The 19,243-nt window shown below is 64.2% G+C and carries 35 protein-coding genes; all 35 read left to right on the plus strand.

The window, feature by feature from the left end:
* Window positions 1-2 precede the first annotated feature (2 nt).
* The 35 genes from ACE3TY_RS11060 to ACE3TY_RS11230 all read left to right on the plus strand — a co-directional run bounded on the left by ACE3TY_RS11060 (window position 3) and on the right by ACE3TY_RS11230 (window position 19,243).
* On the plus strand, window positions 3-242 hold the full coding sequence (locus tag ACE3TY_RS11060) for a hypothetical protein (RefSeq protein ID WP_374653089.1): 240 nt from the start codon (window positions 3-5) through the stop codon (window positions 240-242).
* A complete protein-coding gene (locus ACE3TY_RS11065; RefSeq protein WP_374653090.1) occupies window positions 239-685 on the plus strand; it encodes a helix-turn-helix domain-containing protein in 447 nt (148 codons plus the stop codon). The genes ACE3TY_RS11060 and ACE3TY_RS11065 overlap by 4 nt, the downstream gene beginning before the upstream one ends.
* A gap of 103 nt (window positions 686-788) precedes the next feature.
* A complete protein-coding gene (locus ACE3TY_RS11070) occupies window positions 789-1,448 on the plus strand; it encodes a DUF3164 family protein (protein WP_374653091.1) in 660 nt (219 codons plus the stop codon).
* Window positions 1,449-1,687: 239 nt separating this feature from the next.
* Window positions 1,688-1,924, plus strand: coding sequence for a hypothetical protein (locus tag ACE3TY_RS11075; protein WP_374653092.1), 237 nt, complete (start codon window positions 1,688-1,690; stop codon window positions 1,922-1,924).
* The gene (locus ACE3TY_RS11080; protein ID WP_374653093.1) at window positions 1,917-2,219 is read left to right on the plus strand and encodes a hypothetical protein; all 303 of its coding nucleotides are present in this window, start codon (window positions 1,917-1,919) and stop codon (window positions 2,217-2,219) included. Before ACE3TY_RS11075 ends, ACE3TY_RS11080 begins: the two co-directional genes overlap by 8 nt.
* Entirely contained in the window at window positions 2,216-2,506 is a 291-nt protein-coding gene (locus ACE3TY_RS11085; protein WP_374653094.1) for a hypothetical protein, read from the plus strand. Before ACE3TY_RS11080 ends, ACE3TY_RS11085 begins: the two co-directional genes overlap by 4 nt.
* Window positions 2,507-2,509: 3 nt before the next feature.
* A complete protein-coding gene (locus ACE3TY_RS11090; protein ID WP_374653095.1) occupies window positions 2,510-2,752 on the plus strand; it encodes a hypothetical protein in 243 nt (80 codons plus the stop codon).
* 3 nt (window positions 2,753-2,755) lie between these two features.
* Window positions 2,756-2,977 carry a hypothetical protein gene (locus ACE3TY_RS11095; protein ID WP_374653096.1) on the plus strand — a complete coding sequence of 74 codons (222 nt, stop codon included), beginning with the start codon at window positions 2,756-2,758 and terminating at the stop codon, window positions 2,975-2,977.
* Window positions 2,974-3,669, plus strand: coding sequence for a gp16 family protein (locus tag ACE3TY_RS11100; RefSeq protein ID WP_374653097.1), 696 nt, complete (start codon window positions 2,974-2,976; stop codon window positions 3,667-3,669). The genes ACE3TY_RS11095 and ACE3TY_RS11100 overlap by 4 nt, the downstream gene beginning before the upstream one ends.
* Window positions 3,666-4,121 (plus strand): helix-turn-helix domain-containing protein, encoded by a 456-nt coding sequence (locus ACE3TY_RS11105; protein ID WP_374653098.1) that lies wholly within the window; start codon window positions 3,666-3,668, stop codon window positions 4,119-4,121. The genes ACE3TY_RS11100 and ACE3TY_RS11105 overlap by 4 nt, the downstream gene beginning before the upstream one ends.
* A gap of 119 nt (window positions 4,122-4,240) precedes the next feature.
* On the plus strand, window positions 4,241-4,549 hold the full coding sequence (locus ACE3TY_RS11110) for a hypothetical protein (RefSeq protein WP_374653099.1): 309 nt from the start codon (window positions 4,241-4,243) through the stop codon (window positions 4,547-4,549).
* A gap of 3 nt (window positions 4,550-4,552) precedes the next feature.
* Window positions 4,553-5,209 (plus strand): hypothetical protein, encoded by a 657-nt coding sequence (locus tag ACE3TY_RS11115; protein ID WP_374653100.1) that lies wholly within the window; start codon window positions 4,553-4,555, stop codon window positions 5,207-5,209.
* Window positions 5,206-5,679, plus strand: a complete 474-nt coding sequence (locus ACE3TY_RS11120) for a DUF1353 domain-containing protein (RefSeq protein WP_374653101.1) — start codon at window positions 5,206-5,208, stop codon at window positions 5,677-5,679. Before ACE3TY_RS11115 ends, ACE3TY_RS11120 begins: the two co-directional genes overlap by 4 nt.
* The gene (locus ACE3TY_RS11125) at window positions 5,676-6,125 is read left to right on the plus strand and encodes a cell wall hydrolase (protein WP_374653102.1); all 450 of its coding nucleotides are present in this window, start codon (window positions 5,676-5,678) and stop codon (window positions 6,123-6,125) included. Before ACE3TY_RS11120 ends, ACE3TY_RS11125 begins: the two co-directional genes overlap by 4 nt.
* A 2-nt stretch (window positions 6,126-6,127) precedes the next feature.
* Complete coding sequence (locus ACE3TY_RS11130) at window positions 6,128-6,358, plus strand: hypothetical protein (RefSeq protein WP_374653103.1); 231 nt, start codon at window positions 6,128-6,130, stop codon at window positions 6,356-6,358.
* Entirely contained in the window at window positions 6,348-6,587 is a 240-nt protein-coding gene (locus tag ACE3TY_RS11135) for a TraR/DksA family transcriptional regulator (RefSeq protein WP_374653104.1), read from the plus strand. The genes ACE3TY_RS11130 and ACE3TY_RS11135 overlap by 11 nt, the downstream gene beginning before the upstream one ends.
* Window positions 6,572-6,964 carry a DUF2730 family protein gene (locus tag ACE3TY_RS11140; protein ID WP_374653105.1) on the plus strand — a complete coding sequence of 131 codons (393 nt, stop codon included), beginning with the start codon at window positions 6,572-6,574 and terminating at the stop codon, window positions 6,962-6,964. Before ACE3TY_RS11135 ends, ACE3TY_RS11140 begins: the two co-directional genes overlap by 16 nt.
* Window positions 6,961-7,251 (plus strand): hypothetical protein, encoded by a 291-nt coding sequence (locus tag ACE3TY_RS11145; RefSeq protein ID WP_374653106.1) that lies wholly within the window; start codon window positions 6,961-6,963, stop codon window positions 7,249-7,251. Before ACE3TY_RS11140 ends, ACE3TY_RS11145 begins: the two co-directional genes overlap by 4 nt.
* Window positions 7,252-7,254: 3 nt before the next feature.
* Complete coding sequence (locus ACE3TY_RS11150; protein ID WP_374653107.1) at window positions 7,255-7,803, plus strand: phage protein Gp27 family protein; 549 nt, start codon at window positions 7,255-7,257, stop codon at window positions 7,801-7,803.
* Window positions 7,800-9,176 (plus strand): terminase large subunit domain-containing protein, encoded by a 1,377-nt coding sequence (locus ACE3TY_RS11155; protein ID WP_374653108.1) that lies wholly within the window; start codon window positions 7,800-7,802, stop codon window positions 9,174-9,176. The genes ACE3TY_RS11150 and ACE3TY_RS11155 overlap by 4 nt, the downstream gene beginning before the upstream one ends.
* A 58-nt stretch (window positions 9,177-9,234) precedes the next feature.
* Entirely contained in the window at window positions 9,235-9,483 is a 249-nt protein-coding gene (locus ACE3TY_RS11160; RefSeq protein WP_374653109.1) for a hypothetical protein, read from the plus strand.
* A gap of 49 nt (window positions 9,484-9,532) precedes the next feature.
* Complete coding sequence (locus ACE3TY_RS11165; RefSeq protein WP_374653110.1) at window positions 9,533-11,101, plus strand: DUF935 domain-containing protein; 1,569 nt, start codon at window positions 9,533-9,535, stop codon at window positions 11,099-11,101.
* Complete coding sequence (locus tag ACE3TY_RS11170) at window positions 11,094-12,344, plus strand: PBECR2 nuclease fold domain-containing protein (protein WP_374653111.1); 1,251 nt, start codon at window positions 11,094-11,096, stop codon at window positions 12,342-12,344. Before ACE3TY_RS11165 ends, ACE3TY_RS11170 begins: the two co-directional genes overlap by 8 nt.
* A gap of 476 nt (window positions 12,345-12,820) precedes the next feature.
* Window positions 12,821-13,921, plus strand: a complete 1,101-nt coding sequence (locus ACE3TY_RS11175; protein ID WP_374653112.1) for a phage protease — start codon at window positions 12,821-12,823, stop codon at window positions 13,919-13,921.
* Window positions 13,921-14,325 (plus strand): hypothetical protein, encoded by a 405-nt coding sequence (locus ACE3TY_RS11180; protein WP_374653113.1) that lies wholly within the window; start codon window positions 13,921-13,923, stop codon window positions 14,323-14,325. The genes ACE3TY_RS11175 and ACE3TY_RS11180 overlap by 1 nt, the downstream gene beginning before the upstream one ends.
* 32 nt (window positions 14,326-14,357) lie before the next feature.
* The gene (locus tag ACE3TY_RS11185) at window positions 14,358-15,251 is read left to right on the plus strand and encodes a Mu-like prophage major head subunit gpT family protein (protein WP_374653114.1); all 894 of its coding nucleotides are present in this window, start codon (window positions 14,358-14,360) and stop codon (window positions 15,249-15,251) included.
* Between the two features lie 88 nt (window positions 15,252-15,339).
* Window positions 15,340-15,525 carry an HI1506-related protein gene (locus ACE3TY_RS11190; RefSeq protein ID WP_374653115.1) on the plus strand — a complete coding sequence of 62 codons (186 nt, stop codon included), beginning with the start codon at window positions 15,340-15,342 and terminating at the stop codon, window positions 15,523-15,525.
* An 88-nt stretch (window positions 15,526-15,613) separates the two neighbouring features.
* Window positions 15,614-15,778: a hypothetical protein gene (locus ACE3TY_RS11195; protein WP_374653116.1), complete on the plus strand. Its 165-nt coding sequence runs from the start codon at window positions 15,614-15,616 to the stop codon at window positions 15,776-15,778.
* Window positions 15,775-16,200 (plus strand): gp436 family protein, encoded by a 426-nt coding sequence (locus tag ACE3TY_RS11200; RefSeq protein WP_374653117.1) that lies wholly within the window; start codon window positions 15,775-15,777, stop codon window positions 16,198-16,200. The genes ACE3TY_RS11195 and ACE3TY_RS11200 overlap by 4 nt, the downstream gene beginning before the upstream one ends.
* The gene (locus tag ACE3TY_RS11205) at window positions 16,200-16,688 is read left to right on the plus strand and encodes a phage virion morphogenesis protein (RefSeq protein ID WP_374653118.1); all 489 of its coding nucleotides are present in this window, start codon (window positions 16,200-16,202) and stop codon (window positions 16,686-16,688) included. Before ACE3TY_RS11200 ends, ACE3TY_RS11205 begins: the two co-directional genes overlap by 1 nt.
* The gene (locus tag ACE3TY_RS11210; protein WP_374653119.1) at window positions 16,685-17,125 is read left to right on the plus strand and encodes a hypothetical protein; all 441 of its coding nucleotides are present in this window, start codon (window positions 16,685-16,687) and stop codon (window positions 17,123-17,125) included. Before ACE3TY_RS11205 ends, ACE3TY_RS11210 begins: the two co-directional genes overlap by 4 nt.
* Window positions 17,126-17,162: 37 nt before the next feature.
* On the plus strand, window positions 17,163-17,423 hold the full coding sequence (locus ACE3TY_RS11215; RefSeq protein WP_374653120.1) for a hypothetical protein: 261 nt from the start codon (window positions 17,163-17,165) through the stop codon (window positions 17,421-17,423).
* Between the two features lie 6 nt (window positions 17,424-17,429).
* Window positions 17,430-18,362 (plus strand): phage tail tube protein, encoded by a 933-nt coding sequence (locus ACE3TY_RS11220; protein WP_374653121.1) that lies wholly within the window; start codon window positions 17,430-17,432, stop codon window positions 18,360-18,362.
* A gap of 153 nt (window positions 18,363-18,515) precedes the next feature.
* Entirely contained in the window at window positions 18,516-18,848 is a 333-nt protein-coding gene (locus ACE3TY_RS11225) for a hypothetical protein (protein WP_374653122.1), read from the plus strand.
* Between the two features lie 83 nt (window positions 18,849-18,931).
* Complete coding sequence (locus tag ACE3TY_RS11230; protein WP_374653123.1) at window positions 18,932-19,243, plus strand: DUF1799 domain-containing protein; 312 nt, start codon at window positions 18,932-18,934, stop codon at window positions 19,241-19,243.

Consider the following 19,243-nt stretch of genomic DNA (forward strand, 5'->3'; position numbering starts at 1 on the left):
CCATGCTTTCCACCGAACTGATCAATTTGGCACGGCACATGGAAGACGCCGATCGGCTGAAGGCCGGCCGGCCGGTCGACACCACCTTTATCGCCTCGAAACTCCGCGCCATCGCCGAGGGCGTCACCCAGCTTGAAGCCATCACGGTGCCGGACCATGCCCGCGTGGTTCCGTCCGAGGTGCGCCGCCAGGTCCTGGGTGAGAATGTCCTCGCCTTCGAACAGGCGGGAGGTGCGTCATGAACCTCGATCCCATGCTTGATGCGACTGCGGAGGTCTTCGGCGTTCACAAGATCCTGCTGGCGGGCGTCGGCCGCGCCCGGCGCCTCGCCTATCCGCGCTTCGCCTTCTACCTGGTGGCGCGGGAGACCCTCGGCTTGTCGCTGCCGGCGATCGGGCGAGCCGTGTCGCGTGACCACACGACCGTCATGCACGGCCTGGTCCGCGCCGAAGAGCTGAAGGCACGCGATGCCGACTTCGCGGCCAAGGTGGCTCTGCTGATCACGGCCGCCGAGCAACATCTGGTGGCCAACAAGGAAGCGGCGACAGTGCTGCAGAGCAGGCTCGAACGCCGCGCGCAGCGGCACGTGCTGCAGGCCATCCACCGCCTCGCCCTCGAAAACCCGAAAGGGTTCGATCAACTCGTCTTGCAGGCAGGCAGCTATGACCCGACGCACCACCATTAACCCCGTCTATCTGGGCGGCGCCATTTCGGCGCCGTACAGGCGTCGGCGCGGCTTCCGCGCCTTTCTGGCCCGGTTGCTCCGGGCGCTGTTCTAGGAGGTTTCAATGTCACTTGAAGAACTGAACGTCTATCGCCTGCCGGCGCCGGCTGACGGCATCCCGGAAGGCCATCGCATGGACGGCAAAGGCCGGCTGGTGCCGGAGCGCGCCATCAAGGCCCAGGAGCAGCTTGAGGACGAGATGGTCCGCAAAGTGATGGGGCATGCCGCCGACCTTGCCAACCAGGTGCGGCGTTTCCGCGCGCATACGCTGGCCGACATCGGCGACTTCCTCGACCTCCTGCGCCAGCAGTACGGCATCACCCCTCGGGGCGCGCGCGGGAAGGGCAACATGACCTTCATGACGTTCGACGGCCTTATGAAGGTGCAGGTGCAGATCGCCGACCAGCTCGTATTCGGTCCGGAACTCCGGATTGCCCAGGAGGCGTTCGCTATCTGCATCGCCGAGTGGGGCCAAGGTGCCCGAGCCGAAATGCGCGCGATCGTCGACCAGGCATTCGAGGCCGACAAGGAAGGCAACATTAACCGCGAAGCCGTCTTCCGCCTGCTGCGGCTCGATTTCGATCATCCGCAGTGGAAGGCGGGACAAGACGCGATCCGGGACAGCATCCGCGTCGTCGGCTCCAAGTCCTATTTTCGCTTCTACACCCGCGAGAACCATGATGCAGGCTGGCAGGCCGTGCCGATCGACCTGGCGTCAGCGTGATCCATGGCAGCCCACATGACTGGCAAATCCTCTCCCTGCCCAGTGATTGGCTGCAGGGAACACCGCAAGCACGGGCGGCTCCTCTGTCTCCGTCATTGGCGTCGCGTCAGCCGCAACGTGCAGCGCGCGGTCTGGTCGACCTGGGACGACTTCCAGCACGCGACAGGCGCCCATCGGCAGCCGGCCTTGCTCCGGTACCGCGAGGCGGCCAACCAGGCGATCGAGGAGGCGTGCGCGAAATGCTGACCCGCTTCGTTGCCGTCGTCTGCCGCTACATCTCGCCGGCCACCGGCAGACGGGTTTGCTACGAATTCCGCCTGCGGATGACCGGCCACAACATCACCGATGAACAACTCGCCGACGCCGCGATCCGGGACTCCGATGTTCGGGTGGCCGCCCTGGCCCGCGAACTCAACGATCAGTTCCGCCCGCTGGAACAGCCGGAGGGCATCTTCGTGGAGGTGCAGGATGTCTGAACGCTCGAACGTCATCGCGGCACTCGATCTCGCCTGCCTCATGCAGCGGCTGCTGGTGAAGCCATCGCGCTGTACCGCCGAGGAGCGGAAAGAGGTGCGGACCTTGTCGCTGCGCGCCCTCGCCGCCCTCAACGGCCACGAGCTGCCTGCCGGCGAGGCGGTCGACGAAGCGACCGGGCGCGCCGCCTTCGAGGCCGTCTGTCGCGCCCTGGTCCACAACGGCATCAGCAACATGGACATCGTGACCTGGTTCAACGACAGCGCCTCGCAGCGCCAGCAGCCGACCGCCCGATGAATGCTCATGCCAAACCCGCTCACGTCATCTGCGCGCGCCGGCATGCGCTGCGGCGGCTGCGCGAGCGGTTTGGCATCCGCATGAACGAAGCCGAGTTGTTGCACCTGGAGGCGAAGCTGGTGGCTGGCGACTATTGTTGGCTCGCCGTGCGGCCCCGCCGGACCATCGCCTTTGCAGTGCCGATCGGCGGCCTCATTACCTATCCGCTTTTCAGCGTCCCGCTCTGGGCAATCGTTACCTTCCTCCCGTCGGCGCCCATGGCGCGGCCGGGCAACTCCAGGAGATAGAAGATGGTGCCAGCCATGCATCAGGCCGAGGTGAAGGGCCATTGGATCGCCATTGAAATGACGTTCGCGCGCGGCGACGACGGGTTGATGACGACGCGCGCCGGCAAGGTCGCTGCCGGCGACTTCACCGTCTTCGATTTCGAACGGGAGGCATTGGGCGAGGCCGATCGCCTTTCCAGGAAACATCCCGGCCGGATCTTCATGGTCCGCCGGATGGCCGCCTATGTTCACAATCCGGGGAGATAGAAGATGAAGCCGAGCTATGCCCATGTCCCAGATCCCGATGCCGGCGGCACCTGCGGCGAGTGCGTTCATGCGCGCTACGTCCCGAAGACCGGTCGGGAGAAGGCTTTCACGTATTGCTTCAAGGCTGCTGATCTCGCGCGGCATGCCGGCACCGGCCTGCCGATCAAGCTTGAAACCCAGGGCTGCAAATACTGGCAGTTCAAAGGTCGGGTCTATCCGTCATGACGGCAGCAGCGAGGAAACCCAACCCGGTGCGCGCAGGCCTCATCGGCAAGCTGCATGTCGCCAAGGCCCAGCTCGGCCTCGATGACGATACCTATCGCGGCGTGCTGAGGCGCATCACCGGCAAGGAGTCGTCCAGCCAGTGTTCGATCACCGAGCTGGAGAATGTGAAGGCCGAATTCGTTAATCTCGGTTGGACGCCGGCAAGGAAAGCCCATCCGCGCGCCGGCAACCGACCGTTGGCGGACGGCGAGACGGCCGCCAAACTGCGGGCACTGTGGATCTCCGGCTACCACCTTGGTGTCGTCAAGGATCCCACCGAGGCAGCACTCGCCACCTTCGTCAAGCGGGTGACGGGCGGCAAGAAGCGCGGCGTCGATGCCCTGCAATGGATGACCGACAACGATGCACGCAAAGCGATCGAAGCGGCGAAGGCCATGCTGACCCGTGAAGCCGGCGTCGATTGGTCAGTGAAGTGGCATGAGGGTGATCGTGGCGCATTTCCGCGCCGCGACGTGGTACGGGCGCAATACAAGATACTGCACGGCGTCGAGTTGGTGGGTTCTTTCGCCCTAGGACGGTTCCTGTCGAACCTCGGCTTCGGACCGGTCCTGTCGCTCTACGACGACGCGGACATGGATAGGCTGATCGAGAAGCTCGGCGCGATGGTTCGCGCGGCCAAGGACGGGCGGTGAGCGGCAAGCCGTCATACCGCGAGACCTACGGCTATCTGCCGGAGCCTTGCGTGCGGCTGATCGAAAGCGGCGCCGATGGCGAAGAGCTGATGCTGCGCGTCATCGCACGCCTGGGCGGCACCGCCATCCGCATCCCGGTGCGCCTTACCAGTAGATCGATCCTGGTCCGGGAGCTGGGCGATAGTGACGCCACGCGCGTCTGGCAGATCTGGCGCGGCAAGGGTGCCGCCGGTGAGATCGAGGTCGACGTGCCGCGTATGTCAGCCGCCCAGCAGAAGGCGCGCCGTCTGAAGCTATTGTCGTTGCTCGCCGGGGGCGTTACCGTGCGGGAGGCCGCGCGGCGTTACGGCGTCACCGAACGCACCATCTATCTGATGCAGGCGCGCGCCCGCGATCTCGGCGAGACATCGCTCTTGCCGAAGCCCCAACTCGACCTCTTCCCGGCCGCTTGAGAACTGGCGCCTGAAACCCTTCAGGGTCCGGGCGGCGAGCGACGCCTCTAATCTGATCCTCACTTTAGCGCCCTGGCGCCGGCACCTCTTCGGGCCGGCGGTGCTCATTGGAGGGGATCATGACAACCGCTTCACCGGCCGTTCAAGAGATCGCGCCCCAGCCGATCGTCGGCACGCTCCTGAAGTCGGCGACGTCTCTTTCGCCGACCGTGTTGAGCAGCAGCGTTGCCGGCGGCACCGCCTATCTGTCCCTGGCCCCCAACCTCACCACGCTGACGATGTACCGGTACCAGCTCGACGCCCTGCCGGATGCGGTCAGGGAGGCGGCCGCCAGCGTCATCACCACCGGCTGGACCGGCGTTGCCATGCTGGTCACGGCGGGCTTCGCCTATCTCATCACGCGGCTCGGCCGCGCCGGGGAGGCCTAACCGATGAGGCGTTCCTGGCTTCTCTACACTGTCGGCTTTCTGATCGGTGTGTCACTGACGCCTTTGCTTAGTGGCTGCACCACGACGGCCGGCTCGCTGCGCGATATCGAGCAGGCGGCCGATGAAGACAGCACGCTCTCCAAGAAGCTCGCCGACCGCCTTCTGGGCGAGGTCGGCGGCCAGGATCACCGCGCCGTCCGCATGTGCATGATCGCCGCCGTCGCCAGCGAACTCGTCGCCTACCGCATGAGCAAGGAGCCCGAGCAGGCGATGATGGGCTATGGCCAGATCGTCGCCCTTGAAGGCGCCGTCAATCGCTTCGAGCGGGCGGATGCCATGTGGCTCAACACCGAGATCGCTCAGGTCACCCTCACCATGACATCGATCATGGTGGACTCGGCAAAGGCCCGCATTCCCAGGCTGCTCTCCAATTTCGCGGGCGGCATCAATGTCCTCGGCCTCCTCGATAGGGCCGCGATCGCCGCCGGCCAGGGCACCTTGATGGCCGCTGGCATCCAGGACATCCGTGAGCGGGTGACGGCATTGAATACCGGCACGGCCGATCCAGCGCTTTCGATGGCGGCCTGCCGTGCCCGCATCGATCTCAACCAGGACCGGGTCGCGGCGATGATCGGCATGACGGGGCCGCAGCAACCATGACGCTGTTCGCCAACGACATCACCGAGGCGCGGTTCGAGGCCAATCTCGATATCCGCCGCAATCTGGAAGCCGTGAAGCGGGATGGCGCCCGCGTCGAGGCCATCCTCACGGCCCCTTATCACGTCTCGTTCCGCTGGCGCGATTTGCGCTGGAGCCTGACGGTGCCGGCCGGTTTCCTTGCTGCGCCATCGGTGCCACCGATCCTCCATGGCATCGTCCCGTTCTGGGGCGCCCTCTTCGAGGCCTCGATCGTCCACGATTGGTGCTATTGGACGCGTTGCTTCGATCCTCTGTGCCAGGGCGACGGCCGGCGCCGGGCGGACCTCCTTCTTGGTGCCTTGATGCGTGCCGGTGGCGCCGACCTTGGCGATTGTCTTGAGGTCTTCACGGCGGTGCGCGCGGCGGGGGCCAAGAGTTACGCCGCCTGCACATTCAAGCCGGACAACAATCTCGTCGAGGTGCCGGCATGAAGATCCAGGTCACGGCGCGTGACAAGGATATCGCGGCCAGGACTTTGTTCGGCGAAGGGCGTGGTGAGTCGCGCGCTGGCCGCATCGCCATTTTGTGGGTCATCCGCAACCGGGCCGAGGCCGACCTCGGCAACGATGGCAAACCGGATTGGTGGGGTGAAGGCGTTGCCGGCGTGTGCCAGAAGCAGAACGCCAGGGGCGTCCATCAATTCTCCTGCTGGAATATCGGCGATCCGAACCTGAAGCGCATTTCCAGCGTGCAGATTGGCGACCCGGTCTTCCGTGAGTGTCTGCAGCTCGTCGACGAGGTGTTCTCGGACAAGATCCCGGATCCGACCAAAAGCAGCACCCACTATCACACCCGCGCCATCATGCCGGCCTGGGCCAAAGGCGTGAAGCCGGCCGCCGCGATCGGTGCGCACCTCTTTTACAACAGCGTGAAATAGCCATGGGGCTGCATGCTTCCGGCTTCAACGGCCATTGCGACGTCTGCGGTACACTTCTGCCGGTCCCCGCGCTCGACGATGCCTCGGCGCGAAAATTCCTGCGCCTCCATGGCTGGGAATGCGGCCAGATCTACCTCTGCCACTCCTGCGTCGAGAAGCGCGATGCCGGCAACGAGGGCGCCCTGCTACTGATCAAACAACGCCTGAAACAGAAAGCCACCGATGGTGGATGAGATCGACCGGGCACAGGCCCTGGCCCAGCGCCTCCTGGACCAGGATCTCAACCGACAACTTGACCGTGAGGCGGAGAACAAACGGCTAAAGGGAACGACGCATTGCTGCGATTGCGGCATCAAGATCCCAGCGGCCAGACGGAAGGCGGTGCCGAACGCCTGCCATTGCGTCGACTGCCAGATCGATCACGAACGGGCCGAGAAGGAAGGTAAATGGAAGAAGCTCTGAAATACTGGCCGCTCGGCGTCTCCGTCATCGCCTTCTTTTGGGGCTGGGCGATGTGGTCGGCGCGGCATTCATTTGCCAGCAAGACTTCCGTCGAAGCCTTGGCCGCCACCTTTGCCAAATCTCAGACCGATGCCAACGCCGCCATGGAGACGCGCGTCTCGGCCATCGAAAAGCTGCTGATCAAACATGACGAGCGGTTGAAGACGGTGCCGTCGGCCGACGATCTCAACGACATGTCCTTGAAGATCGCCGACCTGCATGGCGACCATAAGACCCTCCGGGCGGAGATGGGCGGCGTAAAGAGCGCCGTCGATACCATCGGCAGCTCGGTCACCCGCATCGAAAATTATTTGCTGAAAACGGGAAATCGCGCATGAGCTTTCGTGATGATCTGATCGCCAGCCGCCGGCTGGCCATGCTCCGCCTGGTCAAGGAACAGGAAGGCTGCAACGAGAGTGTCCTCAACATCGGCATTCACGCCCTCGGCTTCCGCAAGACGTCACGGCAAGAAACCCGCGACGATCTCCGCTGGCTGGAAAAGCGCGACCTGGTCACCATTGAAATGGTCAGGGACACCGTCATGGTGGCGACGGTCACCGATCGCGGCCGGGAAGCCGCGGCTGGCCGGGGTGAGCCTGTCGAAGGCCTGGAACGGCCGGAGTAGAGCATGGCCCGGCCATCCAAGATCGATCGCCTGCCATCGGAGCTGAAGTCGCTGATCGGTCAACTGCGCCAGGATGGCTGCACCGTCGATGAGATCCTCGCCAAGCTCCGCGAGTTGAAACCCGATATCGATATTTCGCGCTCGGGCCTCCACGTCCATGTGCAAAAGAAGGTCGACGCCGTCCTCGATACCATGAACAAGACCAGGGCAATCGCCCAGGCTGTCTCGGCGAAGATCGACAGCGCCAGCCAAACTGAGGTGGCGCGCCTCAATGTCGAACTGATGCATGGCCTGATCTTCAAGCTGGTCACCGAGAGCGAGGATGGCGGCGACGTCACGATCGACGCCAAGGAAGTCTCGCTGCTGTCGCGCGCCCTTCGTTCCCTCAATGCCGGGTCGAAGACCATGGTCGATATGGAGATTAAGATCCGCGAGGAGATGGCGAAGAAGACGGTTGCCGCCGCCGAGCGCGCGATCGACGCCAGCGGCGCGCCGGACAAGGCCGAGCTGCTGCGGAAGATCCGCGAAGACGTCTATGGGATCGTCGGATGATCGGGCCAGCGCTCCAGCTCTACGATTACCAGCGGAAGTGGATCCAGGATAAGAGCCGCTTCAAGATCGGGATGTTCGCCCGCCAGACCGGCAAGACCTTCACCACCACCCAGGAGATCGTCGACGATTGCTTCGAGGCCTGGAGCGAAGGCCGGCGGGCGCGTTGGGTCATCCTGTCGCGTGGTGAGCGCCAGGCCAAGGAGGCCATGGACACCGGCATCAAGCTGCATGCCAAGGCCTACCAGGCAGCCGCCAATTTCGTGATCGAGAACGAGACGGAGTATGACTGGCGGCCGGACGACAAGCCAGACGTCAGCTACAAGGCGCTGGAGATCACCCTGGCCGGTGGCAGCCGTATCACCGCGCTGCCGGCCAATCCGGACACGGCGCGCGGCTTTTCCGCCAACGTCTTCCTCGACGAATTTGCCTTCCACAAGGACAGCCGCGAAATCTGGAAGGCGCTCTTTCCCGTCATCTCGGCCGGCTGGAAGATCCGCGTTACCTCGACGCCCAATGGCAAGGGCAACAAGTTCTATGAGCTGATGACCGCCAGGGACTCGATCTGGTCGCGGCATACAGTCGATATCTATCAGGCCGTCGCGGACGGTTTGCCGCGCGACATCGAGGCCTTGAAGGCCGGCATCAATGACGATGAAGCCTGGGCCCAGGAGTTCCTGCTGGAATGGGCCGACGAAGCCACCTCATGGCTGACCTACGATCTCATCACCGCCTGCGAGGACGAGAATGCCGGCCGGCCTGACCTCTATCAGGGCGGCCAGGTCTTCATCGGCAACGACATCGCGCGCCGTAACAACCTCTGGGTCGCCTGGGTGCTAGAGCTGGTGGGTGACGTGCTGTGGACCCGAGAGATCGAGGCGAAGCGCAACATCTCGTTTGCCGAACAGGATCTGATCATGGACGGCCTGGCGCACAAATACCGCATGATGCGCCTCGCCATGGATCAAGGCGGCATGGGCGAGAAGCCGGTCGAGGACGCCAAGCTCCGCTATGGCGAGCTGCGCGTCGACGGCGTGCTGCTGCAGGGTGCAACGCGCCTCAACATCGCGACGGTCGGCAAGCAGAAATTCGAGGATCGCAAGATCCGCATTCCGATGGGCGACACATCGCTTCGCGCGGATCTCCATAAGGTGCGGAAGGTCGTGGGCGAAACCGGTGGCATCCGCCTCGTTGCCGATGACGACGCCGAAGGTCACGCCGACCGGTTCTGGGCCGGCATGTTGGCGATGTCGGCCGCCCAAGGCCCAACCGAAGAATACGGCTATCAGCCAGCCAATGCGAAAAAGACCGGCGGGGCCAGCGATCTCGAACGGGATCAGCTCCAGCCCGGCGGCTTCAGCGATGGCGCCTGGTGATGGCGGCCATCCATCTGTCTAGCGCGTGCCCGACTAAACCTCGAAAGGAAGATCGACCATGAACGTCCGAGCCAAATTCAAGCTTATCAGCATCACCACCCTCGCGGGAACACCGGCCAAGACTCTGGTCTTCAGCCCGCAATATGACGAGAGCATCCCGGAAGACGTCCGCTTCGCCAAATACACACCGAACGGTCGACTCGAAATGCAGGTCGACAACCCCGCCGCCCTGGCCGCGTTCGAGATCGGCCACGTCTATTATCTCGACTTCAGTCCGGTGGCGGCACCGGCCGCTCCGCAAGCCTGACGCCCGGCAGCGCTAGACAGACTTTCAACAACCAGTTCCCGGTGACGCCATGGCCATCCTCGATCAGTTCGGCAACCCCATCGACCTCAACCGCCTACGGGAGGAGGAGGCTGGCCCGACCATCACTGGCGTGCGCCGCATCATCTCCGGGCATCCGGCCGACGGCCTGACGCCGCATCGCCTGGCACATCTGCTGCGCGCGGCCGAGGAAGGCGATGCAGAAGGCTATCTCGAACTCGCCGAGCAGATGGAAGAGAAGGATCCACATTACCGCTCTGTGCTGGGCACCCGGCGCAACCAGGTGGCCGGCCTGGAGATCACCGTCGAGGCCGCGACCGACGACAAGGAAGATGTGAAAGCGGCCGATCTGGTGCGCGAGGTGTTGTGGCGCGACACGCTGCAGCAGGAGCTGTTCGACGTCCTCGATGCGATCGGCAAGGGTTTCTCCATCACCGAGATCATCTGGGACACCAAGTCGGACGGCCGCTGGATGCCCGAGCGGCTAATCTGGCGCGACCCGCGCTGGTTCACGCATGACCGCACAGATGGCGAGACGGTGATGCTGCGCGGCGAAGCCGGGCTGCCGGAACCGCTGAAGCCCTATGGCTATATCCAGCATGTGCACAAATCGAAATCCGGCCTGCCGATCCGAGGCGGCCTGGCGCGGCCGGTGGCGTGGTTCTATCTCTTCAAGAATTTCGATATCCGCTCGTGGGTGCAATTCTCGGAGGCGTTCGGCAAGCCGATCCGCATCGGCAAATATGGGCCCGGCGCCAGCCAGGCCGAGAAAGACACGTTGCTCCGCGCCGTGCGCAACATCTGGTCGGATGCCGCCGCGATCATGCCGCAGGGCATGACGATCGACCTCATCGAGGCGAAGATCTCCGGCAACATCGAACTCTTCGAACGCTTCGCCGATTGGGTGGACCGGCAGACCAGCAAGGCGGTGCTGGGTCAGACCGGCACGACCGATACCGGCACGCGCGTCGGCACGGCCAATGCCCATGAGCGCGTCCGCGATGACATCGAGACCGCCGATGCGGGCCAATTGTCGACGACGCTCACCCGCGACCTGGCGCGGCCGATCGTCGATCTCAATATGGGGCCGCGCCGCCGCTATCCGCGCATCAAGCTGTTCCGTCCGGATCAGGAAGACATCGGTGCCCTGGTCGACAACGTGACCAAGCTGGTGCCGTTCGGCCTTCGTGTCGAACGGAGCTATATGGCCGACAAGTTGGGCATCCCCGATCCAGACAAAGGCGCGGAGCTGCTGACGGCGCCAGCGGCCAAAGCTGCCCCGGCCGCGCCTGGCGCTGACGTTGACGAACCAGCAGCGCAATCGCAAGATGCCCTGGATCAAGGCGGTGGTGATCAGCCGCGCGACAGCGTCGAGCGCCTGGCACGGCAGGCCGAGCGCGCGGCGCAGGCCGCGATGGACCGGAATATCGACCGCGTTAAGGAGCTGGTGAACGATCCTTCAATCACCAGCCTGGAAGAGCTGTCGACGCGATTGATCGATCTCTACCCCGGCCTCGACCCGTCGGAGATCGCCGAACGCCTGGCGGAAGCCTCAATGACCGCCAACCTCGCCGGCCGGGATGAGGTGCGAGATGCCTGATCCCAAAGTCGGGTCGGTTCCCTTTCCGGAGGCAATCCGGTATTTCCGTGACAAGGTGCGCCTGCCGACCGCGACCTGGACGGATCTGTGGCAGGGCGAGCATGCGCGCGCCTTTGTCGTCGCTGGCGCCATGAAGGATGATCTGCTGCGCGATTTCCAGACCGCCATCCAGAAGGCGATCGAGACCGGCGGCACGCTCGCCGATTTCCGGCAGGATTTCGACCGCATCGTCGCAACCCATGGCTGGTCTTACAAAGGCGGCCGCAATTGGCGGACCCGCGTGATCTTCCACACCAATCTGCGCATGGCCTATGCCGCCGGCAAATGGGAGCAGGCGCAGCGCTTGAAAGCCGATCGGCCCTTCTTGCGCTATGTCGCCGTCGATGACGGCCGGACGCGGGAGCAGCATCGCGCCTGGCACAACACCATCCTCCCCGTCGACGATCCATTCTGGGAAACGCACTATCCGCCGAACGGCTGGAATTGCCGCTGCACGACGCAGTCTCTGTCGCAGCGCGATCTCGACCGCTTCGGCTTGACTCCGAGCGATGGCGCGCCACCGGTGACCCTGGTCGACCGCGACGTCAATTTCCCTGAAGGGCCGCGCACCGTCCAGGTGCCGGACGGCATCGATCCGGGTTTCGGCTACAACCCCGGCCAGGCCGCCTATGGCCGGCGCCTCGCTGACGAGGTCATGGATGGCTGGCGCCAATCCGGCGCCGATGCCTGGGAGACAATGACGCGGGGCGATTGGAAGGCCTACGCGCGCCCGGCCGAGCTGCCGGCCGATGCGGCGGTGGCGCATGCCGGCCCCAAACTATCGTCGGCCGATAACATGGCGTCGGCGATCAGCCATGCGATCGGTGGGCGAGAACGGATGTTCGATCTGCCGGACGGTAGCGTCGTCGCCGTCAATGCCGAAAGTCTCGCCGCCCATATCCCGATCGAGCGCGCGCCGTTCCTCCCATACCTGCCGGAGCTGCTCACCGACCCGTTCGAGATCTGGATCAGCTTCGAGCGTCACAAGGGCACCGGCCGGGTGGAGCTGCGCAAGCGCCTGGTCAAGGTGCTGGATATCGGTGGCAAGGAACGCGGCCTCACCATGTCGGCCCAGGTGGTGAAGGGGCGGCTGGAGGCCTGGACGTTCTTTCCGACCCGGCAGCTCGGCTATCTGCGCAATCAGCGGCGCGGCCGGTTGCTGTTTGGCCGGCGGATAATTGAGCCTGGTTCTGAGGGGGAGTGAAGCCTAGCGCGATGCAGCCGCGCCGACACCAGGAAGGGGTTCAACAGGGCTGCATCCCAGCCCGATCCATCGTGTGCCCGGGAATATAGCCCTCCGCTCCCATCGCGGCAAGGCCGCCAGGCCGTAGCCGCCAGCTAGGACCACCCTTCCTGACCCCAAAATCCGACATCCGGCAGAAACGGCCCACGGGCGCCCTGGACGGCCTCGTCAGCCACGGTGTTAGCGCGAAATCCTTTGAAGGCGTTTTTGAAGGCCCGTGGGGGCGCCTGGTGCCAAGCCGCAGGCAATCGTCTTGCCACGGCCGGGGCCAATCGTCATTCTGGCCCCCTGACGCATTGGTGGCGCCCCGGACCCGCCCCTCCGGCCCGCGCGTCGCCATGACCTCCATATAGATAGACACCTGAAACCCTTCAGGGGCCCGAACAACCGCCCTCCGGCCACACTGCGACCACTTTCACGGTCAGCAGGAACTGCCGGTGGTCCTCCGTCGCAACATTGCCGCTCATAGCACCGAACTCCCCGCCACCGGCGCCAGCGGCACCGGCCTGCCGGACTGGGTTCACCTGCTGCCGCTCGGCACCTTCCACGGCCGCGACGGTCGCGGCCCCTACACGCTCCGCGATGCGGCCCACGCCAGTGAGGTCATCGCCGCCACCAGGAAATACCAGGGCGGCGCCGACATTCCCGGCGACTTCGATCACCAGATCCTGTTTGCGGCCCAGAACGGCCAGCCAGCGCCGGCCTCGGGCTGGATCAAGGAAATGGACGTCCGCGCCGACGGGCTTTGGGGGCGCGTCGAATGGTCCGCCTCCGGCTCCGAGCGTCTCGGCCGCAAGGAATACCGCTATCTCTCGCCGGTCTTCAATCACGACAAGGCCGGCGTCGTCACCCGCATCCGGGCATTTGCTTTGACCAACATGCCCAACCTCGAACTGACGGCACTCGCCAGTCAGTCCCTTTCAGACCGAGAAGAGGATCCCATGGACGAAGTCGCGATGAAGGCGCTGTTGAAGGCGCTTGGGTTGCCCGAAACCACCACGGCCGAGGCGCTGTCGGCGCATTGCCAGAAGCTCGACACGGACGCGAAGGCGGCCAAGGTGTCGCTGGCGGCGATCGCCAAGTCGCTCGGCCAGGCCGAGGACGCCACCGGCGAGGTGCTTGCCGCCGCCGCCCAGGACGTCAGCACCAAGGCGAAGGCCAACCCGACCGATCCGGATCCGGCGAAGTTCGTGCCGATGTCGGCCTTCGAGGATCTGCAGGGCCGCGTTGCGGCGATGTCGACGCAGCTCTCGGGCGACAAGGTCGCCCAAGCCGTGGCCACCGCCAAGGCCGACGGCAAGCTGGCCCCGGCCCAGGAAGAATGGGCGAAGAGTTACGCGACCAAGGATCTCGACGGCTTCATCGCCTGGGCCTCGGCCGCGCCGGTGATCGTCACCCCGTCGCACAATCGCCAGGGCGGGGGCGCTCAGCCGCCGGCCAATCTTGGCGCCAACGGCCTCACCGCCGAGGAGACGGCTGTCTGCAGCCAGATCGGCATCACCCCTGAGCAGTTCAAGAAAACACGGGAGAACGTCTAATGGTAGCCCTCACCAAAGATCGCGACACGCAACGCAAGTCCGATCCCACCCTGCTGTCCTTCCCCGTGAAGGCCGCCACCACCATCTTCGCCGGTTCGCTGGTGGTCAACGATGCCGGCGTCGCCGCCCCTGGCCGCACCGCCACCACCCTCAAGGCCCTGGGCCGCGCCGAGGCGAATGTGGTGAATGCCGGCGCTGCTGGCGATTTGAACGTCCCGGTGAAGCGCGGTGTCTTCCGCTTTGCCAATTCCGCGGCCGGCGACCTCATCGCCCTCACCGAAGTCGGGGCCAATTGCTACATCGTCGACGATCAGACGGTGGCTAAGACCGATGGCACCGGCACCCGCAGCATCGCCGGCATTGTTCGCGACGTGGACGCTTCTGGCGTCTGGGTCGAGATCTAAGCCGCTCTCTCTCACCTCAGGAGCATTTCTAAATGGAACTCAATCGCGCCAACCTGCAGGCCATGACCACCGGCTTTCAGACGGTCTTCAACGACGCCTTTGCGGGCGTCACGCCGACCTCCAGCCGGGTCGCCATGGAAGTGCCGTCGAACAACACCTCCGAACAATACGCGTGGCTCGGCTCGATGCCGCGCTTTCGTGAATGGCTGGGCAGCCGCGTCGTCCAGAACCTCTCCGTCAGCGACTTCACGATCAAGAACAAGACCTTCGAAATGACGGTCGGCGTGAAACGAGAGTCGATCGAGGATGACAGCTACGGCGTCTTCCGGCCGATGATCGGTCAAATGGGGGCCGAGGCGAAGCGCCACCCGGACGAGCTGGTCTATAGCCTGTTGAAGGGCGGTTTCACCGGCCTCTGCTATGACGGCCAGTATTTCTTCGACACCGACCATCCCGGTTACGATGCCGCCGGCGCCATTGTGTCAGTCTCGAACATGCAGGCCGGCGCCGCCACGCCATGGTATCTGATCTCGGCCCGCAACTTCGTCAAGCCGCTGATTTTCCAAAAGCGCCGCGATTACAAGTTCGTGGCCAAGGATCAGCTCACCGACGACAACGTGTTCGACAAGGATGAGTTCGTCTATGGCGTCGACGCCCGCGCCAACGCCGGCTACGGTCTGTGGCAGCTCGCTCACGGCAGCAAGGCAGCACTCGACGCGACGACCTTCGACGCGGCACGCACTGCGATGTCGAGCCTCCGTGGTCCGAACGGAAAATCGCTCGGCATCGTCGGCGATCTGCTGGTCGTTCCGCCGTCGCTCGAAGGCGCCGGCCGCCGTCTTCTGCACAATGAGACGGCCGCGAACGGTGCCACCAACGAGTGGAAAGGTACTGCCGAACTGCTGGTCGTACCCGATCTCGCCTGATCCTGATGGTCCCGCTCGAATTTGAGCGGGGCCGTCCGATCGCGCCGGCTTCCATCCCATCCACACCAAGCCACCAAGGAACCATCTGATGAAGATGTTGAGGATCACCGCCAAGAAGGACGGCTTCCGTCGTGCCGGCGTCGAGCACTCCAGCGCGCCGGCCGAGCACAAGGCCGAGGACTTCACCGCCAAACAGATCGAGGCCATGAAGGCAGAGCCGATGCTGGTGGTCGAGGAATTCGAAGGCAAGCCGCCCAAGGAAGAGAAGAAGTAATAACGGCGCACGCGAAGCCTGCGCCAGTAGGGGAGCGGCCGGCAGTTTCACTGTTGGCGGCTCCCCGCCCAACCAGCGGCGGATGCCCATGACCAGGTCAATCAACATTCTCCTCCTCGCGGTCAACATCGTGGTGTTTGCCACGGTGTTGCTGCTGCCGGCGGGGAATGGGTTGCTGGGTCTCCAGATCGCTGTGGTCAATTTCATCGTCCAGCTTGCCTGGGTATCGTACTCGAAGGCTCTGAAGCCATGAGCTACGCCAATCAGGCCGACATGGTGGCACGCTGCTCGGTCGCGGATCTCATTGCGCTGACCGACCGCGTCGAACCGCCCGCCAATGTCATCGATACCGTGGTGCTGCAGGCAGCGCTCGACCAGGCCACCGGCCTGATGGACGGCTATCTCGCCGGCCAATACACGGTGCCGCTTGCCACGCCCACCGACGACGTCAAGCTGCGCTGCGTCCATCTCACCTATTACCTCCTGCACCGCGACACGGCGCCCGAGAAGGTTCGCAAGGATTATGAGGATGCCTTGCGCTGGCTGCGCGACGTCGCCGACGGCCGCATTCATTTGACCGGCGCCCAGGTGCCGGCGCCGGAGAGCAGCGGTAACGAGGCGCAGATCGATGCGCCCGACCAGATCTTCACCAATTCGACCATGGGCGGCTTCTGATGAGTGGCGCCGCGATCCATATCCGGCTCGACGATCATGTGGTCATTCAGGCTCTGGCCCAGGCTGCCGCGCGCGCCGCGGATCTCACCCCATTGCTCGACAATATCGGCGCCAGCCTGGTCACCTCGACCCAGATGCGCTTTGAGCGCGAGCAGGGTCCGGACGGCCAGGCCTGGCCGCCCTCCATCCGCGCCCTCATTGAAGGCGGCAAGACGCTGCGGGATCACAATCAGCTCTATGGCTCGATCACGCATGTGGCGAGCGCCAATGGCGTGGAGGTCGGCAGCAATGTCCTCTATGCCGCCGTCCATCAGTTCGGCGCGACGATCGAGGCCAAGAATGCCAAGACGCTCAAATTCAAGGTCGGCGGCCGATACGTGAGCAAGGAACGCGTCACCATCCCGGCCCGCCCGTTCCTCGGAATAGACGATGGCGACCGGGCGATGATTGCCGAGACGGTTTCCGAATGGCTGGAGGCGCTGCCATGAGCGCCATCGTCATGGAAAACATCATCGCCCGGTTGAAGGCCCAGGTGACGGCCTTGCATGGCCGCGTCGAGGATGCCGGCGAGTTGGCGCGCCTCATCGCCGCCGGCACCGCGCCGCGCCAGGTGCCGGCCGGTTTCGTCGTGCCGATCGGCGAAGATGCGGAGCCCGCTGTCGACATGTCGGGCACCCTGCGCCAGCGCGTGACAGAGACGATCGGCATCGTCCTGGTGAATTCGGTCGCGGGCGATGCCAGCGGCGCCAAGTCCCGCGCGCCGCTCGACCTCATCAACGATGCCGTGAAGACCGCCCTGGTCGGCTGGGAGCCGGCGCCAGGCTGCGACCTCATTGAATTCCGGCGGTCGCGCCTGGTCGGCCTGCAGGCCGGCGCCGTTTTCATACAGACCGATGTTTTGACCCGCTGGTATCTCCGCGCGTGATGCGCTGCCGGCATTCGACCTTAGAGGAGAAGACGAGATGAATAGTTCTGGTGGCAGCTTCATCAAGCAGGCGGACGGCTCTCTCCTGCAGGTTGAAGGCCTCAACATGAACGACGATGAGCGCGCGGCGGCAAAAGCCAAGGCGGAGCAGATCGTCGCCGACGCCCAGAAGGCGGCCGAGGCCCAAGCCGCTTCACCGGTCAGCACCAATGCGGCGGCGATCGAGGCTGCGGCCGGCGAGACCGAGGGCGGCCGCACCGGTCGCACCCGCACCAACGCCACCCCGAGCAAGGAGTAATCCCGAATGGCGAGCTATCAATGGAAGAAGAAGGCCCTCCTGGCGAAGGTCGAAACCGTCTATGGCACCGATGCCGTGCCAACCGGTGTCGCCAATGCCATGCAGGGCATGAATGTCGAACTGACGCCGCTCGATGGCGACAGCATCAGTCGCGATATCGAATTGCCGTATTTTGGCCATAATGGCGAACTGATGATCAAGTCGCATGTCAGCCTTAGCTTCGATATCGAGATGGCCGGTTCCGGCGCCGCCGGCACGGCCCCTGCCTATGCCCCGCTGCTCCGTGGCTGCGGCCATGCCGAGACATTGACCGCCTCGGTGAAGGCGGAATACGCCCGCGTCTCCACCGCCTTCGAGTCGCTGTCGATCTATTTCCACTTCGCCGGCAGCGTCCACAAGATGATCGGTTCCCGTGGTTCAGTGCGGGCGGCGATCAATGCCAATGGCTTGCCCGTCTGGCGCTTCACCTTCAAGGGTCTGCTCGTCGCGACCGCCTCGGCTGCCTTGCCCGCCCTCACGCTCACGGGCTTCAAGAACCCCCAGGTGGTCAACAAGATCAACACGACGATCTTCTCGGTGCATGGTTTCAACTGCATCGCGCAGTCCTTCGAAGCCGATTGGGGCAATCAGATCGAGGGCCGCTTCCTGATCGGGGCCGAGTCCATTGAGATCGTCGACAGCAAGCCCACCGGCAGCGTCGTGATCGAAAGCCCGGACATCACGGCCAAGGACTTCTTCGCGATCGCCACCAACCGCACCCGTGCCGCCGTCCAGGTCAAGCACGGTGTCGGCGCCGGCAACATCATCCAGTTCGACGCGCCGGCCGTCGAGATCGGCCGGCCGAGCTACAGCCAGGACCAGGGTGTGGTCATGATGACCCTGCCGCTGATCTTCGCGCCGGTGGCCGGCAACGACGAATTGAAGGTCGCGATTTCGTAACGGGGATCCTGCCGCTGGTTTTGCGGCATGTGCCCGGCAGCTCTAGCCGGGCTACCGGCGGAAACTGATCCAGCCGGCGGCCGGTGAAATCCCGGCCATCTTCTCATCATCAACCATGCCGCTGGCAGGCGGCACCAACAGACGAGGTTTCGCATGTTCAAGCTCGCTACCGAACGCAAATTCAAGACCAAGATCGTCGTCCGCATGCCGAATGAGAACGGTAGCCATTCCCAGATCGACTTCAATGCAATTTTCAAGGCGCTCAAGGTGAGCGAGATCGATGCGCTGCGCGAAGGTGGCGAAGATCTCGCCCTGCTGCGGGAGGTGTTTGTCGGCTTCGAGAAGGTCGTTAACGAAGACGGCACCGAGGCGCTCTTTAACGACGAGACCCGCGACGCGCTGCTCGATGAGCCACTCGTGCTGGCCGCACTTTCCCAAGCCTACCTGTCGGAAGCCATCCGGGGGACCGGCCGGCAAAAAAACTAAAAGAGGCCGCGCAGGCAATCGCGCGCGGCCGTCGTTCGACAACGATTGATGACGATGTAGCAGCGGAGTTTCTGGCTCTCGGCGTGCCGGAAGAAGAGATCGAGGCGATGATGGCAAAGGCCGAAGCGGTCGAAGATGCCAACCTCACCGAAATCTGGCCGGACAACCTAGAAGTTTTGCACCTGTTCCTCGGCTTCATCACGCAATTTCGTCGCCATGCGACCAGCGGGTTGCCTACCGGCCTCGATTACAACGGCGTTCAAGCGGGTTTGAAGATGATGCGACGGCGCATTTCAGCAGAGGAATTCCAGGACCTCCAGATCCTTGAGAGCGCCTATGTTGCTGAGTGCACGCGGGTCGCAGGCCCGAATGCAGATCCTGGAGGGCGCCCGTGA

The organism is Dongia sp. (assembly GCF_041918875.1).
GTDB lineage: Bacteria > Pseudomonadota > Alphaproteobacteria > Dongiales > Dongiaceae > Dongia.

Excerpts from the sequence above, each read along its gene's own strand:
- ACE3TY_RS11060 (WP_374653089.1), top strand. The coding sequence starts at position 3 with ATGCTTTCCACCGAACTGATCAATTTGGCACGGCACATGGAAGACGCC.
- ACE3TY_RS11065 (WP_374653090.1), top strand. The coding sequence starts at position 239 with ATGAACCTCGATCCCATGCTTGATGCGACTGCGGAGGTCTTCGGCGTT.
- ACE3TY_RS11070 (WP_374653091.1), top strand. The coding sequence starts at position 789 with ATGTCACTTGAAGAACTGAACGTCTATCGCCTGCCGGCGCCGGCTGAC.
- ACE3TY_RS11075 (WP_374653092.1), top strand. The coding sequence starts at position 1,688 with ATGCTGACCCGCTTCGTTGCCGTCGTCTGCCGCTACATCTCGCCGGCC.
- ACE3TY_RS11080 (WP_374653093.1), top strand. The coding sequence starts at position 1,917 with ATGTCTGAACGCTCGAACGTCATCGCGGCACTCGATCTCGCCTGCCTC.
- ACE3TY_RS11085 (WP_374653094.1), top strand. The coding sequence starts at position 2,216 with ATGAATGCTCATGCCAAACCCGCTCACGTCATCTGCGCGCGCCGGCAT.
- ACE3TY_RS11090 (WP_374653095.1), top strand. The coding sequence starts at position 2,510 with ATGGTGCCAGCCATGCATCAGGCCGAGGTGAAGGGCCATTGGATCGCC.
- ACE3TY_RS11095 (WP_374653096.1), top strand. The coding sequence starts at position 2,756 with ATGAAGCCGAGCTATGCCCATGTCCCAGATCCCGATGCCGGCGGCACC.
- ACE3TY_RS11100 (WP_374653097.1), top strand. The coding sequence starts at position 2,974 with ATGACGGCAGCAGCGAGGAAACCCAACCCGGTGCGCGCAGGCCTCATC.
- ACE3TY_RS11110 (WP_374653099.1), top strand. The coding sequence starts at position 4,241 with ATGACAACCGCTTCACCGGCCGTTCAAGAGATCGCGCCCCAGCCGATC.
- ACE3TY_RS11115 (WP_374653100.1), top strand. The coding sequence starts at position 4,553 with ATGAGGCGTTCCTGGCTTCTCTACACTGTCGGCTTTCTGATCGGTGTG.
- ACE3TY_RS11120 (WP_374653101.1), top strand. The coding sequence starts at position 5,206 with ATGACGCTGTTCGCCAACGACATCACCGAGGCGCGGTTCGAGGCCAAT.
- ACE3TY_RS11125 (WP_374653102.1), top strand. The coding sequence starts at position 5,676 with ATGAAGATCCAGGTCACGGCGCGTGACAAGGATATCGCGGCCAGGACT.
- ACE3TY_RS11130 (WP_374653103.1), top strand. The coding sequence starts at position 6,128 with ATGGGGCTGCATGCTTCCGGCTTCAACGGCCATTGCGACGTCTGCGGT.
- ACE3TY_RS11135 (WP_374653104.1), top strand. The coding sequence starts at position 6,348 with ATGGTGGATGAGATCGACCGGGCACAGGCCCTGGCCCAGCGCCTCCTG.
- ACE3TY_RS11140 (WP_374653105.1), top strand. The coding sequence starts at position 6,572 with ATGGAAGAAGCTCTGAAATACTGGCCGCTCGGCGTCTCCGTCATCGCC.
- ACE3TY_RS11145 (WP_374653106.1), top strand. The coding sequence starts at position 6,961 with ATGAGCTTTCGTGATGATCTGATCGCCAGCCGCCGGCTGGCCATGCTC.
- ACE3TY_RS11150 (WP_374653107.1), top strand. The coding sequence starts at position 7,255 with ATGGCCCGGCCATCCAAGATCGATCGCCTGCCATCGGAGCTGAAGTCG.
- ACE3TY_RS11155 (WP_374653108.1), top strand. The coding sequence starts at position 7,800 with ATGATCGGGCCAGCGCTCCAGCTCTACGATTACCAGCGGAAGTGGATC.
- ACE3TY_RS11160 (WP_374653109.1), top strand. The coding sequence starts at position 9,235 with ATGAACGTCCGAGCCAAATTCAAGCTTATCAGCATCACCACCCTCGCG.
- ACE3TY_RS11165 (WP_374653110.1), top strand. The coding sequence starts at position 9,533 with ATGGCCATCCTCGATCAGTTCGGCAACCCCATCGACCTCAACCGCCTA.
- ACE3TY_RS11170 (WP_374653111.1), top strand. The coding sequence starts at position 11,094 with ATGCCTGATCCCAAAGTCGGGTCGGTTCCCTTTCCGGAGGCAATCCGG.
- ACE3TY_RS11180 (WP_374653113.1), top strand. The coding sequence starts at position 13,921 with ATGGTAGCCCTCACCAAAGATCGCGACACGCAACGCAAGTCCGATCCC.
- ACE3TY_RS11185 (WP_374653114.1), top strand. The coding sequence starts at position 14,358 with ATGGAACTCAATCGCGCCAACCTGCAGGCCATGACCACCGGCTTTCAG.
- ACE3TY_RS11190 (WP_374653115.1), top strand. The coding sequence starts at position 15,340 with ATGAAGATGTTGAGGATCACCGCCAAGAAGGACGGCTTCCGTCGTGCC.
- ACE3TY_RS11195 (WP_374653116.1), top strand. The coding sequence starts at position 15,614 with ATGACCAGGTCAATCAACATTCTCCTCCTCGCGGTCAACATCGTGGTG.
- ACE3TY_RS11200 (WP_374653117.1), top strand. The coding sequence starts at position 15,775 with ATGAGCTACGCCAATCAGGCCGACATGGTGGCACGCTGCTCGGTCGCG.
- ACE3TY_RS11205 (WP_374653118.1), top strand. The coding sequence starts at position 16,200 with ATGAGTGGCGCCGCGATCCATATCCGGCTCGACGATCATGTGGTCATT.
- ACE3TY_RS11210 (WP_374653119.1), top strand. The coding sequence starts at position 16,685 with ATGAGCGCCATCGTCATGGAAAACATCATCGCCCGGTTGAAGGCCCAG.
- ACE3TY_RS11215 (WP_374653120.1), top strand. The coding sequence starts at position 17,163 with ATGAATAGTTCTGGTGGCAGCTTCATCAAGCAGGCGGACGGCTCTCTC.
- ACE3TY_RS11220 (WP_374653121.1), top strand. The coding sequence starts at position 17,430 with ATGGCGAGCTATCAATGGAAGAAGAAGGCCCTCCTGGCGAAGGTCGAA.
- ACE3TY_RS11225 (WP_374653122.1), top strand. The coding sequence starts at position 18,516 with ATGTTCAAGCTCGCTACCGAACGCAAATTCAAGACCAAGATCGTCGTC.